Below are 17,676 nucleotides of genomic sequence, written 5' to 3'. Positions count from 1 at the left end.
CTTTGTCAATAAGTTGACAGTTCTTTTTATTTCATGACATGAAAATCAACTTTTTTGCCCTTTTTTGTGATAAAATAAAGCCAATTCCGAATAGTAAGGTAGGAGGTTCTATGAAAGCAGAAATTATTGCTGTGGGCACCGAGATTCTGACAGGTCAGATTGTCAATACCAATGCCCAATTTTTATCTGAAAAGCTAGCTAGTCTAGGGATTGATGTCTATTTTCAGACAGCAGTGGGGGACAATGAAAACCGTCTTCTCTCTGTCCTAGAAATTGCCAAAAAGCGCAGTGATTTAATTATCCTGACAGGGGGGCTGGGGCCAACAGAGGATGATTTGACCAAGCAGACCTTGGCTAAGTTTGTAGGTCGAGGTTTGAGCTTCGACCCAGCGGCTGTGGAAAAGTTGGACCGTTTTTTTGCCAGTCGACCAGATTATGCTCGAACGCCCAACAATGAGCGTCAGGCCCAGCTGGTTACAGGCTCGACTCCGCTACCAAATGCGACAGGCCTGGCCGTTGGCGGCTTACTAGAAGTTGATGGAGCGACCTATGTGGTCCTGCCAGGCCCGCCTAGTGAGCTCAAGCCTATGGTTAATAACGAGCTGGTTCCCCTCTTATCCACAGGCCAGAAATTGTATTCACGGGTGCTGCGCTTCTTCGATATTGGCGAGAGTCAGTTGGTGACTATTTTGGCTCAGATGATTGATCAACAAAGTGATCCGACCATTGCACCTTATGCAAAGACGGGCGAAGTGACTTTGCGATTGTCCACTAAGGCTCTGAGTCAGGCAGAAGCGGATGCTAAGTTTGAGGCTGTGGAAAAGGAAATTTTGGCACATAAGACTTTTGAAGGACAGTCACTGTCAGAGATTTTCTATGGTTATGGGGATGACAATTCCTTGGCACAGGTGGCTTTTGAGTTGCTAAAGAGTCAAGGGAAGACAATTTCGGCGGCAGAGAGTCTGACAGCTGGTCTTTTTCAAGCAACCTTAGCGGATTTTGCTGGGGCGTCCTCCATTTTTTCAGGTGGCTTTGTCACTTACAGTATGGAGGAAAAGAGTCGGATGCTGGATATTCCATTGGGAGATCTGGAGCAGTATGGCGTCGTTTCCGCTTTTACGGCTGGGAAAATGGCAGAGCAGGCTAGAAAGCTGACTCAGAGCGACTTGGCTGTCAGTCTGACAGGTGTGGCTGGCCCAGATTCACTGGAAGGCCATCCAGCTGGAACTGTTTTTATCGGCTTAGCGAGTGAATCAGGAACGGAAATGATTGAGGTCAATATTGCTGGTCGCAGCCGACGGGATGTGCGGAAGATTGCCGTCATGCACGCCTTCAACCTCGTACGAAAAACTTTATTAAAGGACTGATTTTTGGTATAATAAACAGATGGCCAAAAGACATTTTAGAAAAAAACAGGAGAAATAAATGGCAAAAAAACAGAAAAATTTGGATGAAATTACAAAGAAATTTGGAGATGAACGCCAAAAAGCTTTAGACAACGCCCTAAAAAACATTGAAAAAGACTTCGGTAAGGGAGCTATTATGCGTCTGGGCGAGCGAGCTGAGCAAAAAGTTCAAGTCATGAGTTCAGGCTCTCTGGCTTTGGACATCGCCCTCGGTGCGGGTGGCTATCCTAAGGGACGGATTATTGAGATTTACGGCCCAGAGTCTTCTGGTAAGACAACCGTTGCTCTTCACGCAGTGGCTCAAGCCCAAAAAGAAGGTGGTATCGCAGCCTTTATCGATGCGGAGCACGCTTTGGATCCGTCCTACGCTGCAGCTCTGGGTGTAAACATTGATGAGTTGCTGCTGTCTCAGCCTGACTCTGGCGAGCAAGGTCTTGAAATTGCAGGAAAATTGATTGACTCTGGTGCAGTTGATTTGGTCGTTATCGACTCAGTTGCGGCCCTAGTACCTCGTGCAGAAATCGATGGAGATATCGGTGACAGCCACGTTGGTTTGCAGGCTCGGATGATGAGCCAAGCCATGCGCAAACTGTCTGCTTCTATTAACAAAACCAAGACGATTGCCATCTTCATTAACCAGCTACGTGAAAAAGTTGGTGTTATGTTTGGAAATCCTGAAACAACACCAGGTGGACGTGCTTTGAAGTTCTATGCTTCTGTTCGTTTGGATGTCCGTGGCAATACTCAAATCAAGGGTACAGGCGATGCGAAGGACACCAATGTCGGTAAGGAAACCAAAATCAAGGTCGTTAAAAACAAGGTGGCTCCACCATTCAAGGAAGCCTTTGTGGAAATCATGTACGGAGAAGGTATTTCTAAGACGGGCGAGCTGATTAAGATTGCAACTGACTTGGATATCATCAAAAAAGCGGGTGCTTGGTACTCCTACAACGATGAAAAAATTGGTCAGGGTTCTGAGAATGCTAAGAAATACTTGGCTGATCATCCAGAAGTCTTTGACGAAATCGACCGTCAAGTCCGTGTACGATACGGCTTGATTGAAGATGATGAGGCAGCAGAAACTGCCAAGGGTAAGGCTGAGGCTCCTATTGAAAAGTTGGAAGAAGTGACTCTTGATCTAGACGATGCCTTTGACATTGAGGAATAATTTTTCAAAATAGGTCGCAAGACCGATGGTTTTTGTGGTATAATATACTACGATAGTAGTATCGTGTAGCGAAAGGAGTACTTGCATGATCACAATTTATACGGTTTCAAGTTGTACTAGCTGCAAAAAAGCAAAGACCTGGCTAAACGCCCATCAATTGACTTACAAGGAGCAAAACCTTGGTAAGGAAGGAATTACCAAAGAAGAAATTCTTGATATTTTAGCAAAAACTGAAAATGGCATTGCCAGCATTGTATCTTCAAAAAACCGTTATGCAAAAGGACTCGGTGTTGATATTGAAGATTTGAGTGTAAACGAAGTCATTGACATCATCATGGAAACACCGCGGATTCTGAAAAGTCCGATTTTGGTGGATGACAAGCGTCTCCAAGTTGGTTACAAGGAAGACGATATCCGTGCCTTCTTGCCTCGTGCAGTGCGCAATGTTGAGAATACAGAGGCTCGCTTACGAGCAGCTCTATAATTTAGATAAGGAAAGGCGCCTTTTAGGCTGCCTTTTTTCTGTATCATTACCTAAAAATGATTGACAAGCGGTTAAACTATGATACAATATCTCTGAGGAGGACGGAACGTGAAGAAATTTTTACTAATTTTTGGCTTAGCAGCTGTAATATTGACTGGCTGCGCTCATAAGAAAGCGGACAAGCCAAAGGGGAAAAAAGAGGAAATTACAACTAATCTTCCCATTATCAGTCAGGCTGAAAAGCAGGAAGTTATCACCAAGAAACTAGTTTTCCCGAAAGATGAGCAAGGAATTCAATCTAGCCAAATTATCACTTATCAAGGGAAACGTTTTATCAAGGTGATTATGGAGAGAATTACTCCAACGGATGATAGTATCAAAAATGCGATTAAAGAAGTGGGGCTGGAGGAGACTCAGCGACTTTTGGATGAATCAATGCAAAAGGATACGGACTATACTCAAGCAAAAACGGTTGCTGGTTTCACCGGAACCGTTCAGATTCTCAATGAAAACGAACTAAAAATCACTTCAACCTACGATTTTGACAATTTGGATATTGAAAAGGCACTCACTTTAAATTATTTTAAAAATAGCAATCTAAAAGAAATGACAAAGATGCCACCTGAAGAATATATCAATAATTTATTGATAAACGGGGCTGAGGAGCAACAGTAAGGAAGCTTCTTGTCAATCATAGAAAACCAAAAAGGAGAAAGAAATGAAAAAATCAGTAGTACTTTTAATGGCTAGTTTGGCGGTGTTGACAGCTTGTGGACAGCAATCACATAGTGGAAAAGCAGGTAGCAACCAGTCTGTCCAAAGCAAGGCAAAAGATAAATCGGTTACCAAGTCTTACCAGTTAAATCAAAAGGTACAAGGCCTTGATCAAACGATGACCTTGACAGTTACCTACGCGGGCAAGAAGTATGAAAAGGTGAATATTGCTATTTCACAAAATTTGCCAGAGGAAGCTAAGTCTGCCTTAGCTGGTCAAGACTTGTCCTCTCTGCAAGAAGAGGTGAGCAAGAGCTTCAAGCAAAGTTCAGGAGTGGATAAACTTGAACAAGTAAAAGGTATTCAAGTGAATGTTAAAGTAACCGAAAAAGGCACTGTTGATATTGATTTTATTATCGATCCGACAAATCTTGATTATGATGCGGCTTCTAAAGTACCGACCTATGGGCCAATCTTTAGCCAAATGAAGTCTCAGACTCCAGAAGAATTTATCAAGTCCTTCCAAGATGAAGGGGGCAAGGAAATTAGCAATCCGTCCTAATATTTTTGATGAAAACTAGTCTTTGAAAAAGGCTAGTTTTTTGATGGGAAGGAGCGGTAAATAGTTGAAAAAATGTCGAAAAAGTAGAAAATTTACATGGATTAAGTTTGTGAAACTGCTGTAATTATGCTATAATGATGGTATTCTTAGAGAAAGAGGGTGTAATTGTGGGATTTACAGACGAAACTGTACGTTTTAATCTTGATGATTCAAACAAAAAAGAAATTAGCGAGACTTTGACCGATGTCTACAAGTCACTCAATGATAAGGGCTATAATCCAATCAATCAAATCGTAGGTTACGTGCTGAGTGGAGATCCTGCTTATGTGCCTCGTTATAATAATGCTCGAAATCAGATTCGTAAATACGAACGCGATGAAATCGTAGAAGAACTGGTGCGTTATTATCTGAAAGGGCAAGGTATTGACCTCTGATGAGAATTATGGGACTAGATGTTGGCTCGAAAACAGTGGGCGTTGCGATTAGCGATCCACTTGGCTTCACCGCTCAGGGACTTGAAATCATTCAGATTGATGAAGAGAAAGAGCAGTTCGGTTTTGAGCGTTTGACGGAGCTTGTCGAGCAATATAAGGTGGACAAGTTTGTGCTTGGCCTCCCTAAAAATATGAACAATACCAGCGGTCCACGAGTGGAAGCGAGTAAGGCTTATGGCGAGAAGATTGCCCAGCTTTTCCAAATTCCGGTCGAGTATCAGGACGAGCGTCTGACGACAGTGGCTGCTGAGCGCATGCTGATTGAACAGGCAGATGTCAGCCGCAGCAAGCGCAAAAAAGTGATTGATAAATTGGCGGCTCAGCTGATTTTACAGAATTATCTAGATAGAAACTTTTAGAAAGAATTGAGGAAATTATTATGGCACACGATCATAACCATGACCACGAACAGGAAAAACCTGAGTTGATTACCTTGGTAGATGAGCAAGGAAACGAGAATTTGTTTGAAATTCTTTTGACCATTGATGGCAAAGAAGAGTTTGGAAAAAATTATGTACTCTTGGTACCGGTCAATGCTGAAGAAGATGAGAACGGCGAAGTTGAAATCCAAGCTTACTCATTTACAGAAAATGAAGACGGAACAGAAGGCGAATTGGAGCCAATCCCAGAAGACTCTGATGCAGAGTGGGATATGATTGAAGAAGTCTTCAACAGCTTTATGGAGGAGTAAAAAGGTCCGGGGGACCTTTTTAGCCCGAACCTAGAAACTAGAAAATCAGCCAGTTGGAGAACTTATCTCAGATCGGACATAGCTAGTTTCTTTACAAAGAATAGAAAAGCGAGAAGCGAGTGGCGATTCACCTTTGAAGTCTGCTTCGCTTCTCTTTTTATGTAGGAAAAGTGATGAATGAAATTGAAAAATGGTTGAACGGTCGCATTGGCCTGAACTTTCGTTCAGGTCTGGAACGGATGCAGAGAGCTGTAGACTTGCTGGGGAATCCTGAAGGGGCTTACCCCGTCATTCATGTAACGGGAACGAACGGCAAGGGCTCTACCATTGCTTTTATGCGGAATCTATTTGCCGATCAGGGGAAAAAGGTAGCCAGCTTTACATCGCCGCATATGATCAGCGTTCATGACCGTATTTGTATCAATGGCCTGCCGATTTCGGATGCTGATTTTGTTCGCTTGGGGCGGCAGATTCAGGAGATGGAGAGAGAATTGGTTCAGACGCACGACCAGCTATCCTATTTTGAAATCTTGACCTTGCTAGCCTTTCTTTATTTCAGAGAGGAGCAGGTTGATCTGGCTCTCATCGAAGTGGGAATTGGCGGACTCTTGGACACGACCAATGTCTTGGATGGGCAAGTTGCAGTGGTGACATCGGTGGGCTTGGATCATCAGGAGACGCTGGGGCAGACCCTCACAGCGATTGCAGAGCAGAAGGCTGGCATATTCAAAAAAGGTTGTTCCGCAGTCATCGGTCCCTTGCCGGAGGAGGCTCGTCGGGTCTGTGAACAGCGGGCAGCAAGTTTGGACTTGGATTTGTATGAATACGGGCGAGATTTTTGGTTTTCGGATCGTTCTTTTAAGAATATAGACCTTCTTTTATCGCATTTGGTCTTGGGATTACAAGGTAGTTACCAAGAAGAAAATGCAGCGCTGGCTTTGCAGGCTTTTCTGCTTTTTATGAAGCAAATGGGCTGGGAAATTGATTTTTCTCTGCTTCCTTCATCTTTGCAGAAGACCCATTGGGCGGGGCGGCTAGAGGAAATTAGCCCGAATATCTATCTGGACGGTGCCCATAATTTGCCAGCTCTGGCGCGTTTGGTCGAGTTTATCAAGGGGCAGAAGGGCAAGACATGCAGCCTGCTGTTTGGAGCTTTGAAGCGCAAGGATTACAGCGGTATGCTGGCCTATTTGCAGGAGGCTCTGCCGGAGGTTCAGGTGACGGTGACCAGCTTTGACTACGGGGAATCTGTGGGGCAGGCAGAAGCTGCGGACTTTGACTATGTGGCGGATTACAGAGCCTTTATCGAGAATTTCAAACAAAAGCAGACGGCCGACCAAGTTCTTTTTGTAACGGGCTCACTTTATTTTATTGCAGAGGTTCGAGCTTACTTCCAGAGTGTATAAGTTGACCATAGAAAGCCCTGTTTGGTAAAATAGAAGTGGAACAAAGAAAGGAGAAACAAAATGAAAGTTTCAAAAAAATTAGTTCTTTCAGCCCTTACGGCTATGACCGCTTTTGTATTGGTAGCTTGTGGCAATTCTGGTCAAAATCCCTCTAATCAGGCAGCTCAATCTCAAGCGAGTTCCTCTGCTTCTCAGTCATCTGAGACAGTGTCATCAAATAGCAAGGCAAGTAGCAATACAAACAATAGCACAAATACTAGTAGTTCAGAGGCTTCTACTTCCAGTCAAACAGCTGCTAGTGACTTAGATGGGACCTATAAGGCGACTCATGAAGGCGATGCCTTAACCCTAGAAGTTTCTGGAAATAAAGGAACACTGACCAAGGTCGAACGCGACGGTGAACAGGAAATTGAACAGGTGCAAGTTGATCCAACTAATCAAACCATGATCGTTGGAGATGACGTTAAGCGTTATCGAGTAGAGGGAAAACAATTGACTCTGGAAGATTTATCGCAGGAAAACGATGATGACGACACAATCGTCTTCACCAAGCAATAATTTTCAAAAAGGAATATCCTACAAAAGGCTGGACAGATGCTCCAGCTTTTTGTGTGTTTGGATAATGGAGTGCTAGGGCTTTCTTTAATCTTGGACTAGAGACTATTTTCTTTGAAAAAGTTTTGAAATTGCTGCTAATTATTGTTATACTAGATGAAATATGAGACGAGGGAGGATTAGGATGAATCTAGGCAAGTTTCGTTTGCTGATGTCCAAGTATGGATTCAGCATCATTATCATGTTACTGGAATTATTTCTTGTTTTTGCGGCCTTTTTCTATTTTAATCAGTTGGTGCCTAACTGGTTGTCAGCCCTTGTCATTGTTTCTTTATATATTGGGACTATCTTGGCGATTGTCAATCGGAATATGCCTCCCGAAAGCAAGGTGACTTGGCTCTTGTTTGCAGTTGTGCCCGTTTTTGGCTTCTTGCTTTATCTGATGATTGGTGAGCGGCGCCTTTCCAAAAAAGAAATTCAGCAGCTGGAAAAAATGGACTCAATGAAGTTTCGAGAGGACAACAGCTATGACCTGCGAGTCGAACTCAAGCAGGAAAACAAATCAGCCTTTGGCATTGTCAAGTCCTTGCTGAGTATGGATCACAATGCAGATGTCTACGATGGCACGGCTTCGCAGTATTTCTCCCTTGGTGAAGAGATGTTTGAGGCCATGCTGGATGATTTGCGCTCAGCCAAGAAATTCATTTTTCTGGAATTTTATATCATTGATCCAGGTGTGATGTGGAATCGTATCCTTGAGATTTTGGTAGATAAAGTCCAGCAAGGGGTTGAGGTCAAGTTGCTCTACGATGACATTGGCTGTATGGCGACTCTACCAGGAGATTATACGAAAAGGCTGCGCAAAATGGGAATTGATGCCCATAAGTTTAATAAAGTGATTCCGCGGATGACGGTGGCCTATAACAATCGTGATCACCGCAAGATTTTGGTGGTGGATGGACAAGTCGGCTACACAGGCGGAATTAATCTGGCAGACGAGTATATCAACCATATCGTGCGTTTCGGGCATTGGAAAGATGGAGGTGTCCGTCTGGAAGGTAGTGCAGTGAAGGCTTTGACACGTCTTTTCTTGATGAATTGGTACATCAATCGTGGGGAAATTACGGACTTTGATCGTTATCATTTTGATAGCCAGCGAGTGGAAGGCAAAGGGCTTTATATTCCGTATGGTAGTGGCCCCAAGCCGATTTATAAGGAACAGGTGGGTAAGGCTGTCTACCAGAATATTATCAATCAAGCCATCGATTACGTTTATATTACGACTCCTTATTTGATTATTGACTATGATTTGACAGAGGATATCAAAAACGCAGCCATGAGAGGGGTGGATGTTCGCATTGTAACGCCATTTATTCCTGATAAAAAGCTGATTCAGATAGTCACTCGTGGTGCCTATCCAGATTTGTTGGAGGCTGGTGTTAAGATTTATGAGTACACTCCTGGTTTCATCCACAGTAAGAACGTTATTTCGGATGATGAGTTAGCCGTGGTCGGAACCATTAATTTTGACTACCGTAGTCTGGTGCATCATTATGAAAATGCCGTCCTTATGTATCAGACAGAAACGATTGCGGACATTAAGCAGGATTTTGAAGGCTTGTTTGACGTTTCCAAAGAAATCTCCCTTGAAACCCTTCAGAATAGCTGGTACCAGCGTTTACTGAAGGAAATCATGCAATTATTTGCTCCGCTACTTTAAGGAGAGTGGGACAGAAATTGGTAATTGGTTAGAATTCGATTTCGTCGTCCCACCCCTGCACAGTTGAGTAGGGCTGTAAAAGCTGATGAAATCAGCCTAGTAGAGCAGCCCACTCAACCCCTGCGTCTTGCTTGACAATCCAAAGACAATTGAGAGGCTAGGACTTTTGTTCCAGCCTCTTTTTTCTGTTTTTTGCTGAGAGGATTCGCTGGAGAAGCTATAAATGACACTTTCTGACGACGCTCGCCTTTATTTTACGAATAGTAAATTGGGAGCAGAGAATCAAGGGAGGATTAAAGATGGAAATGGCAAAAATAATTTATCGGCTTCCTTGTCCAGAAAAATGGCCAATTTACCTGAGATTTCGCGATTTGGAGCGTTTGGCAAAGAAGGGCCAGAAAAAGAAAGGGAGCCAAGATAAGGCTGACAGAAAGAGTGCTTTTTGATATACTATAGAGTATGGAAATCAAGGAGAACTTTTATGAATGAAAGAAATCAGCAGGAAAACGTGGAAATTTTAGTATCTATGTCCGCAGAAACCTGGCAAAATACGAGTGAGAGACGGCGATTAGAGAAAATAATCGAGCCAGTTCCCTCCTTACAACTATTTTTTTGGAGCGTCTTGGTCAGTTTGACCAGTGTCATCAATCCTCTACTAACCAACTTAGCCACCAATTTGCAATCGCAAAATCTATATGCTGGCTGGGCCTTGACTCAGGGAGAAGTTGCCTATGCAAATATTTATGGCACCAGCGGTCTCCTCTACTATTTGGTAAGCTGGTTGGGGAATTTATTTTTGGGTCAGCTATTGTTTTTACTTTTCCAAGTAGTGGCTTTGACCTTGGCAGGAATATATCTCTTCCAGACAATTTCACAAATAACGGTTAGAAGTGGTCTAGCTCGCCAGATTACAATCCTGTTCTATTTGTTTGTAGTGACACTGGGATTTGGCGGAACCTATTCTATTATTTTTGCTTTCCCATTTATCTTTCGGAGTCTGTACCATCTCGTGAAGTACTTACAAGGGCGTGTCCGCGATGAGTCTTTTATTCGTTTTGGGATGGTTGGGGCTCTGGCTTTTCTAATCGAGCCAGCTTTTAGTCTGCTCTTTTACTCATTGACGACGCTGTTTTTGCTTCTGTACAATATCGCTGACAAGCGAAAAGCGCGTGGTTTTTATCAATTGCTAGCAGTTCTATTAGGTTTTTCTTTAGTCTTTTATCCACTGGGCTACTATACAGTTTTGAATGGTTCCTTTGGTGTGGCGATTAGCCAAGTGACTTATGTTCTAGAGGTTTTTCGTCTCAATAGCAGCTATTTATTAGATCATTTGCTCTATTATGGTTTGCTCTTCCTAGGTTTAGGTTTTGTGACAGCGCTGATGACGGCTTTTGCTTTCAAAGAAGAGCCAACTGCTGCGCGTGGCATGCGCTTTATTGGGCTACTAGGCCTCCCTATTAGCTTTGTTGGTGTTCTAGGCCTGCCAGAGAAGGGCGCTTATCAATTGTTGACAACTCTGCCTTTTGCTTTACTGTTACTAGCCTTGTGGCTGGATACAGGTGGAGACAGGGATGGACATGAAAGACGCCACCGTAAGCCTACCCAGACTTCTAGCTGGAATCGTTATTTGGGTAAGCAACTCTTTCTACCTTTGCTTGTGATGCTTTATCTCGTAGCTTATCCGTTTGTAAATGAGTATATTCTATCCAACGGAGTTTCAGCAGAGAGAAATCTGGCTGCTCAACATATCCGTGAAAACAGCACTAGCAAGGATAGCATTTATGCTTGGGACAATACAGCTAGCCTCTATAAAAAAGCGCAACGTTTATCCGCTGTTTCTCTACTGAGTCCGTCGCTTTATACAGGAACGGAGGAAAATCGCATTTTCTTGCGTAATGCTTTAAACGAAGCGAGTCCAAAATTTATCTTAGTCAATAAAGATGTGAAACTCTTTTCGGATGTGAAAAAGAAAATTTCTCAAGATTATGAAGAAGTGGACCTAGAACTCAATCACTTCAAGCTTTATCAAATCAAGTAATCAAATCAATATGTTGTGTGTAAAATAAAAAAATGACATTTTTGCCACAACATATTGATTTTTTGTTTTGGAGTGATATAATGTTTGGTAGATGATTAATTGAGAAGAGGAAGTGTTTGTGATGATTTTAAGAGAAGCAAAATTTGATACAGCGCCTACCATCTACGTTGAGAAGCGAGACGGCCGGAGAGTAGCTTTTGATGTGACTAAGATCTATAAGGCTATGGTGCGGGCAGCTCAGGAAGTCGGTCCGCTGAATCCGATGCTGGAAGCCAAGCTAGAAGCTATCACAGACCGCATTGTGGCAGAAATCAGCAGTCGCTTCGCTAAGTATGTCAAAATCTATGAGATTCAGAACATCGTTGAGCATGAACTTTTAAATGCCAAGGAATACGCTATTGCGGAGAACTACATCACTTACCGTACCCAACGGGATTTTGAGCGCTCAAAAGCGACTGATATCAACTTTACCATTGACAAGCTTCTCAACAAAGACCGCACGGTAGTCAACGAGAATGCCAATAAGGACAGCGATGTTTTCAATACCCAACGGGATTTGACCGCAGGGATTGTCGGCAAGTCCATTGGGCTTAAGATGCTGCCGCCTCATGTGGCCAATGCCCACCAGAAGGGGGACATCCACTACCATGATTTGGACTACAGCCCATATACACCGATGACTAACTGCTGTCTGATTGACTTTGACGGCATGCTGAAAAATGGCTTCAAGATTGGCAATGCAGAAGTAGAGAGTCCCAAGTCTATCCAGACTGCGACAGCGCAAATCTCGCAGATCATTGCCAATGTAGCTTCCAGTCAGTATGGAGGTTGCTCGGCCGACCGAATTGACGAAGTCTTGGCGCCCTATGCTGAGCTTAACTATCAAAAGCATCTCAAGGATGCGAAGCAGTGGGTTTTGCTGGATAAGCAGGAAGAATACGCCTGGGCGAAGACCAAGAAGGACATCTACGATGCCATGCAGTCGCTGGAGTATGAGATTAATACTCTCTTTACCTCTAACGGTCAAACTCCTTTTACCTCGCTGGGCTTTGGTCTGGGGACCAATCGTTTTGAGCGGGAAATTCAAAAGGCCATCCTCAATATCCGTATCAAGGGACTGGGAAGCGAGCACCGCACAGCAATTTTCCCTAAGCTGATTTTCACCCTGAAGCGTGGGCTTAATCTCGAGCCAGGGACGCCTAACTATGACATTAAAGAACTAGCTCTGGAGTGTGCCACTAAGCGCATGTATCCAGATGTCCTTTCCTATGACAAGATTATCGACTTGACTGGATCCTTCAAGGTACCGATGGGCTGCCGTTCTTTCCTACAAGGCTGGAAGGATGAAAATGGTCAGGAAGTCAACTCCGGCCGTATGAATCTAGGTGTCGTTACTGTCAATCTGCCGCGGATTGCGCTTGAGTCCGAGGGGGATTTGGATAAATTCTGGGAACTCTTTAATGAGCGGATGAATATCGCTGAGGACGCTTTGGTCTACCGAGTGGAGCGGACCAAGGAAGCCAGTCCAGCCAATGCGCCGATTCTTTATCAGTATGGGGCTTTTGGCCAACGTTTGGGTAAGTATGATCAGGTAGACCAGCTCTTTACTCACCGTCGTGCCACGGTTTCCCTAGGCTATATCGGTCTGTATGAAGTGGCAGCAGTCTTTTACGGCGGCGACTGGGAGACCAATCCTGAAGCCAAGGACTTTACGATTGCTATTGTCAAAGATATGAAACGCCGGGTGGAAGAGTGGTCAGATCAGTATGACTATCATTTCTCTGTTTACTCGACGCCATCTGAAAGTCTGACCGACCGTTTCTGTCGCTTGGATACAGAGAAGTTTGGGGTCGTTCCAGACATTACTGACAAGGAATATTATACCAACTCCTTCCACTACGATGTGCGTAAGAATCCAACACCTTTTGAGAAACTGGACTTTGAGAAGATTTATCCTGAAGTAGGAGCCTCAGGCGGCTTTATCCACTACTGTGAATATCCTGTGCTGCAGCAAAATCCCAAGGCTCTGGAAGCTGTCTGGGACTATGCCTATGATCGGGTCGGCTATCTGGGAACCAATACACCGATTGACCGTTGTTATAAGTGTAACTTTGAGGGAGATTTTACGCCAACCGAGCGGGGCTTCACCTGTCCAAACTGTGGCAACAGCGATCCCAAGACGGTCGACGTGGTCAAGCGGACCTGCGGTTACTTAGGGAATCCGCAAGCCCGTCCGATGGTCAATGGCCGACACAAGGAAATATCAGCTCGGGTCAAGCACATGAATGGCTCAACTATTAAGTACGAAGGAAATTAAGATGGGAAAATATCAATTGGACGACAAAGGAAAGGCTCAGGTGCAGCGTTTCCATGAAAAACATTCGCGGGGAGGCAATGGCAAAAAAGAGCGATTAGCCAAACTGCGTCAGCAATTTTTAGAAAAAAACAAGAAATAATAGAAGTCAGAGTGGGGCGCAAGGCGGTCTCACTCTCTTCGTATCAGGAGGCACTATGGAGCTAAGACGACCGAAACTAGAAGACAAGGAAAAGATTTTAGAGATGCTGGCTGACTTTGAAGCAGCTGGTAGCCGACAGGACGGCTTCTTTGGCGGAGCGGATTTTGTCTATGAGGAATGGCTGGAGACGATTCAGCTAGCTGAGGCAGGTCTAGGCTTGCCGCAAGGTTTTGTGCCTTACATCCAACTAGTTTCTTTTGCTGCGGATGGTCAGGCAGTGGGCTTTCTCAATCTGCGCTTGCGGCTCAATGACCATTTACTCCAAGAAGGCGGGCATATCGGCTATAGTATCCGTCCGTCTGCGCGTGGGAAAGGATTGGCCAAAGAGCAGCTGCGACAAGGCTTGCAAGTAGCCAAAAGTAAAAATATCAAACGTGCTTTAGTGACTTGCGATAGTGACAATGCTGCCAGTCGAGCAGTGATTTTGGCTAATGGCGGAGCTTTAGAGGATATTCGAGCTGGTAAAGAGCGTTACTGGATTGATATAGATTGAGGATAGTTTATGAAGTTACGACGACCAACTTTGGAAGATAAAGATGCAATTTTAGAAATGATTGCTGAGTTCGATGCAGCAAAATCCTATATGCACGGTGGCATGGGCTCAACTTGGAAGCGAGCAAAGGATTATGAGGATTGGTTGCGAATTGTAGAGCAGCAGGAGGATACAGAGAATCTGCCAGCAGGTTGGGTTCCCGCCATCCAATTTTTATCCTTTGATGAGACTGGCTTGCCTCTGGGCTTTTTAGCCCTGCGCTTGTCCTTAAATGACAAATTATTTGTGGAGGGTGGTCACATTGGCTATTCTATCCGGCCCAGTCAACGCAGAAAGGGCTTGGCCAAGTTGCAGCTGGAGCTAGGGCTAGCAGAAGCTAGAAAGCAAGGATTAGAACGAGTGCTGATTACCTGCGATGAAGACAACGAAGCCAGTCGTCGCACCATTCTCTCTGCTGGCGGTATTTACGAAAATACGATCGACAGAAGTCAGCGCTACTGGATTGATGTCAATTAAGGAGGGAACATGGATCTAAGACGACCAACTTTGGAAGATAAAGACGCAATTTTAGAGATGATTGCTGAGTTCGATGCAGCAAAATCCTATATGCACGGTGGCATGGGCTCTGCTTGGAAGCAAGCAAAGGATTATGAGGATTGGTTGCGAATTGTAGAGCAGCAGGAGGATGCTGCCAACCTACCAGTAGGCTGGGTTCCTGCCATCAAATTTTTATCCTTTGATGAGACTGGCTTGCCTCTGGGCTTTTTAGCTCTGCGCTTGTCCTTAAATGACAAATTATTTGTGGAGGGTGGGCATATTGGCTATTCTATCCGGCCCAGTCAACGCAGAAAGGGCTTGGCCAAGTTGCAGCTAGAGCTAGGACTAGCAGAGGCTCGCAAGCAAGGATTAGAACGAGTGCTGATTACCTGCGATGAAGACAACGAAGCTAGCCGACGCACGATTCTCTCCGCTGGCGGTGTTTACGAAAATACAATCGAAAGAAGTCAGCGCTACTGGATAGATTTGGAGGATGACGATGAACAATCCCAAACCTCAAGAATGGAAGAGTGAGGAGCTGAGTAAGGGGCAAATCATTGATTATAAGGCCTTTAACTTTGTGGATGGCGAAGGTGTCCGTAACTCCCTCTATGTCAGTGGCTGTATGTTTCACTGTGAGGGCTGCTATAATGCAGCAACTTGGTCCTTCAACGCTGGCATTCCTTATACGCAAGAGTTGGAGGAGCAGATTATGAAAGACTTGGCGGAGCCTTATGTGCAGGGGCTGACCCTCCTAGGCGGCGAGCCTTTTCTCAATACAGGCATTCTCCTGCCCTTGGTTAAGCGGATTCGGAGAGAGCTACCGGACAAGGATATCTGGTCTTGGACGGGCTACACCTGGGAGGAGATGATGCTGGAAACGGAGGATAAGCTGGAGTTGTTGGGTCTGATTGATATCCTAGTGGATGGCCGTTTTGATATCACAAAGAAGAATCTCATGCTGCAATTCCGCGGTTCTTCTAATCAGCGGATCATCGATGTGCAGAAGTCCCTTCAGTCTGGCCAGGTAGTCATCTGGGACAAGCTCAATGATGGTTTGCAAGCCTATGAGCAAGTTGATCGAGATGGCTTGTTATAATCGTCTAGATTGGAGCAAAACTTTCAGTATAAAAATAGAACATTTAGTCCAACTTTGTCCACAATTCTTAAAATGTCCTTACTATGTGCTAGCCGCTCTCTGAATTTCATGAGCGGAGATCTATCTTATCTACCAGAATAAGGTGGTGTCAATGCCTTGGTATCGCTTTATTTTTCTGTGTTTTGGCTTGAATTCGATTTCAAAGTTGAAGTCGTTGACAAAAGAATAGGATTTTTTTACAATTATGTAATATTCTTAAGAATTTCTTAAAAAAGCCATATTTTTATGCTATAATAGACTAGAGTAATTTCGCACAGAAAGTAGTAAGGTGAATGTATCAGAGAGCAAAAAAGTCTAAAAAGAAAAGCGATCGATTAAAAATAGTTAATAGCACCCTCTTGGGTGTTTATACTTTGTTAGCAGCCTTCTTGATTTTCACAATTTTCCGCTATCATTTTCTAGCTTTTCGCTATGTGAATATCTTAGTGACAGCCCTCATCTTAGCAGTGGCAGTCCTATCAGGATTCCTGATTTTCAAGGGTAAGGCAGGCAAAACCACTAGTGCTATCCTAATAGTAGCCCTGCTTGTGGGGTCTGTGTCTATGTATGCTGTAAAGGGCTTGGTTGACTTATCGGCTGGCGTTAATTCCACTTCCAACTACTCTGAGTATGAGATGAGTATCGTGGTGCCGGCAGATAGTGATGTTAAGGACCTCAAGCAGTTGACAAATGTCTTAGCACCATCAGGCAATGATCAAGACAATGTCCAAGCGCTGATGAAAAATATCAGTCAGACACAAGGACAGGAACTGACAGTGGACACAGCATCTTCTTATCTCGCTGCCTATAAGTCGTTGACTTCTGGTGAAGCCAAGGCTATAGTTCTGAATAGTGTCTTTGAAGATACGATTCGTGGCGAAGATCCTGACTATGCTTCAAAAATTAAAAAAATCTATACTTACAAGATAAGCAAGAAGATCGATACAGCTATTGGCAAGCAAGATCCGAATGCAGAGGTCTTCAATATTTATGTCAGTGGTATTGACACTTATGGACCGATTTCTTCTGTGTCACGCTCGGATGTTAACATTATCATGACAGTCAATCGTAAGACCAAGAAAGTCTTGCTGACGACGACACCACGCGATGCCTATGTTCCAATTGCGGACGGCGGTCTTAATCAGCCGGATAAGCTGACTCACGCAGGTATTTACGGAGTGGACGCTTCAGTTCATACCTTGGAAAATCTCTACGGCATTGATTTAAACTACTATGTCCGGCTAAATTTCACTTCCTTCCTCAAGTTGATTGATTTGCTGGGTGGGATTGATATTGAGAACGACCAAGACTTTACCAGCCTGCACGGTAATTACCATTTCCCTGTAGGTAAGGTCCATCTTAACTCTGACCAAGCTCTAGGCTTCGTCCGTGAGCGTTATTCCCTAAATGGTGGAGATAATGATCGTGGTAAGAACCAAGAAAAGGTCATTGCAGCGGTCATTAAGAAACTGACCTCGACAGATGCACTGAAGAATTACAATGCCATTCTTTCAGGACTGCAGGATTCTGTTCAGACCGATATGAGTTTGGAAACAATGATGAATCTGATCAATACTCAGTTGGAGTCAGGCGGAAATTATAATGTGACTTCTCAGGCCTTGACCGGAACTGGAAACACAGGTCTGCCTTCTCATGCGATGCCAGAAGCCAATCTCTACATGATGGAAATTGATCAAAATAGCTTGGCAGCAGCCAAAGCAGCGATCCAAGAAGTGATGGAAGGGAAGTAAAGC

Annotated in this window: 20 protein-coding genes; all 20 read left to right on the top strand. The window is 44.2% G+C overall.

Annotated features, from left to right (window positions below; genetic code table 11):
• The first annotated feature begins 110 nt into the window (after positions 1-110).
• The 20 genes from D8792_RS04570 to cpsA all read left to right on the top strand — a co-directional run bounded on the left by D8792_RS04570 (position 111) and on the right by cpsA (position 17,673).
• Positions 111-1,367, top strand: coding sequence for a competence/damage-inducible protein A (locus D8792_RS04570; protein ID WP_185758399.1), 1,257 nt, complete (start codon positions 111-113; stop codon positions 1,365-1,367).
• 58 nt (positions 1,368-1,425) lie between these two features.
• Positions 1,426-2,574 carry a recombinase RecA gene (gene recA, locus D8792_RS04565; protein ID WP_015605951.1) on the top strand — a complete coding sequence of 383 codons (1,149 nt, stop codon included), beginning with the start codon at positions 1,426-1,428 and terminating at the stop codon, positions 2,572-2,574.
• An 85-nt stretch (positions 2,575-2,659) separates the two neighbouring features.
• Positions 2,660-3,058 carry a transcriptional regulator Spx gene (gene spx, locus D8792_RS04560; RefSeq protein ID WP_005591493.1) on the top strand — a complete coding sequence of 133 codons (399 nt, stop codon included), beginning with the start codon at positions 2,660-2,662 and terminating at the stop codon, positions 3,056-3,058.
• A gap of 108 nt (positions 3,059-3,166) precedes the next feature.
• Positions 3,167-3,733 carry an SP0191 family lipoprotein gene (locus D8792_RS04555; protein ID WP_125373071.1) on the top strand — a complete coding sequence of 189 codons (567 nt, stop codon included), beginning with the start codon at positions 3,167-3,169 and terminating at the stop codon, positions 3,731-3,733.
• Positions 3,734-3,776: 43 nt separating this feature from the next.
• Entirely contained in the window at positions 3,777-4,334 is a 558-nt protein-coding gene (locus D8792_RS04550; RefSeq protein WP_045500214.1) for an SP0191 family lipoprotein, read from the top strand.
• Between the two features lie 167 nt (positions 4,335-4,501).
• Entirely contained in the window at positions 4,502-4,768 is a 267-nt protein-coding gene (locus D8792_RS04545; protein ID WP_005592119.1) for an IreB family regulatory phosphoprotein, read from the top strand.
• Positions 4,768-5,187 (top strand): Holliday junction resolvase RuvX, encoded by a 420-nt coding sequence (gene ruvX, locus D8792_RS04540; protein WP_005591497.1) that lies wholly within the window; start codon positions 4,768-4,770, stop codon positions 5,185-5,187. The genes D8792_RS04545 and ruvX overlap by 1 nt, the downstream gene beginning before the upstream one ends.
• A gap of 20 nt (positions 5,188-5,207) precedes the next feature.
• Positions 5,208-5,519: a DUF1292 domain-containing protein gene (locus tag D8792_RS04535; protein ID WP_048763552.1), complete on the top strand. Its 312-nt coding sequence runs from the start codon at positions 5,208-5,210 to the stop codon at positions 5,517-5,519.
• Positions 5,520-5,692: 173 nt separating this feature from the next.
• Positions 5,693-6,925 carry a bifunctional folylpolyglutamate synthase/dihydrofolate synthase gene (locus D8792_RS04530; RefSeq protein ID WP_125373070.1) on the top strand — a complete coding sequence of 411 codons (1,233 nt, stop codon included), beginning with the start codon at positions 5,693-5,695 and terminating at the stop codon, positions 6,923-6,925.
• A gap of 60 nt (positions 6,926-6,985) precedes the next feature.
• Positions 6,986-7,483: an SP_0198 family lipoprotein gene (locus D8792_RS04525; RefSeq protein WP_125373069.1), complete on the top strand. Its 498-nt coding sequence runs from the start codon at positions 6,986-6,988 to the stop codon at positions 7,481-7,483.
• A 181-nt stretch (positions 7,484-7,664) separates the two neighbouring features.
• Positions 7,665-9,200: a cardiolipin synthase gene (gene cls / locus D8792_RS04520; protein WP_125373068.1), complete on the top strand. Its 1,536-nt coding sequence runs from the start codon at positions 7,665-7,667 to the stop codon at positions 9,198-9,200.
• A 299-nt stretch (positions 9,201-9,499) separates the two neighbouring features.
• A complete protein-coding gene (locus D8792_RS11415) occupies positions 9,500-9,646 on the top strand; it encodes a hypothetical protein (protein ID WP_185758398.1) in 147 nt (48 codons plus the stop codon).
• Between the two features lie 80 nt (positions 9,647-9,726).
• The gene (locus D8792_RS04515; protein ID WP_376739437.1) at positions 9,727-11,238 is read left to right on the top strand and encodes a heme transporter CcmD; all 1,512 of its coding nucleotides are present in this window, start codon (positions 9,727-9,729) and stop codon (positions 11,236-11,238) included.
• Between the two features lie 121 nt (positions 11,239-11,359).
• Positions 11,360-13,555 carry an anaerobic ribonucleoside-triphosphate reductase gene (gene nrdD / locus D8792_RS04510; protein ID WP_125373204.1) on the top strand — a complete coding sequence of 732 codons (2,196 nt, stop codon included), beginning with the start codon at positions 11,360-11,362 and terminating at the stop codon, positions 13,553-13,555.
• 1 nt (position 13,556) lies between these two features.
• Positions 13,557-13,694 (top strand): hypothetical protein, encoded by a 138-nt coding sequence (locus D8792_RS04505; protein ID WP_005592063.1) that lies wholly within the window; start codon positions 13,557-13,559, stop codon positions 13,692-13,694.
• 55 nt (positions 13,695-13,749) lie between these two features.
• Entirely contained in the window at positions 13,750-14,247 is a 498-nt protein-coding gene (locus tag D8792_RS04500; protein ID WP_125373066.1) for a GNAT family N-acetyltransferase, read from the top strand.
• 9 nt (positions 14,248-14,256) lie between these two features.
• Positions 14,257-14,763 (top strand): GNAT family N-acetyltransferase, encoded by a 507-nt coding sequence (locus D8792_RS04495; protein WP_125373065.1) that lies wholly within the window; start codon positions 14,257-14,259, stop codon positions 14,761-14,763.
• 9 nt (positions 14,764-14,772) lie between these two features.
• Positions 14,773-15,318: a GNAT family N-acetyltransferase gene (locus D8792_RS04490; protein ID WP_125373064.1), complete on the top strand. Its 546-nt coding sequence runs from the start codon at positions 14,773-14,775 to the stop codon at positions 15,316-15,318.
• On the top strand, positions 15,284-15,883 hold the full coding sequence (gene nrdG, locus D8792_RS04485) for an anaerobic ribonucleoside-triphosphate reductase activating protein (protein ID WP_185758397.1): 600 nt from the start codon (positions 15,284-15,286) through the stop codon (positions 15,881-15,883). Before D8792_RS04490 ends, nrdG begins: the two co-directional genes overlap by 35 nt.
• A gap of 332 nt (positions 15,884-16,215) precedes the next feature.
• The gene (cpsA, locus tag D8792_RS04480) at positions 16,216-17,673 is read left to right on the top strand and encodes an LCP family glycopolymer transferase CpsA (RefSeq protein WP_125373062.1); all 1,458 of its coding nucleotides are present in this window, start codon (positions 16,216-16,218) and stop codon (positions 17,671-17,673) included.
• Positions 17,674-17,676 lie beyond the last annotated feature (3 nt).

The organism is Streptococcus cristatus, from assembly GCF_003943505.1.
Lineage (GTDB): Bacteria > Bacillota > Bacilli > Lactobacillales > Streptococcaceae > Streptococcus > Streptococcus cristatus_E.
This window is presented reverse-complemented; position numbering and strand designations above follow the sequence as displayed.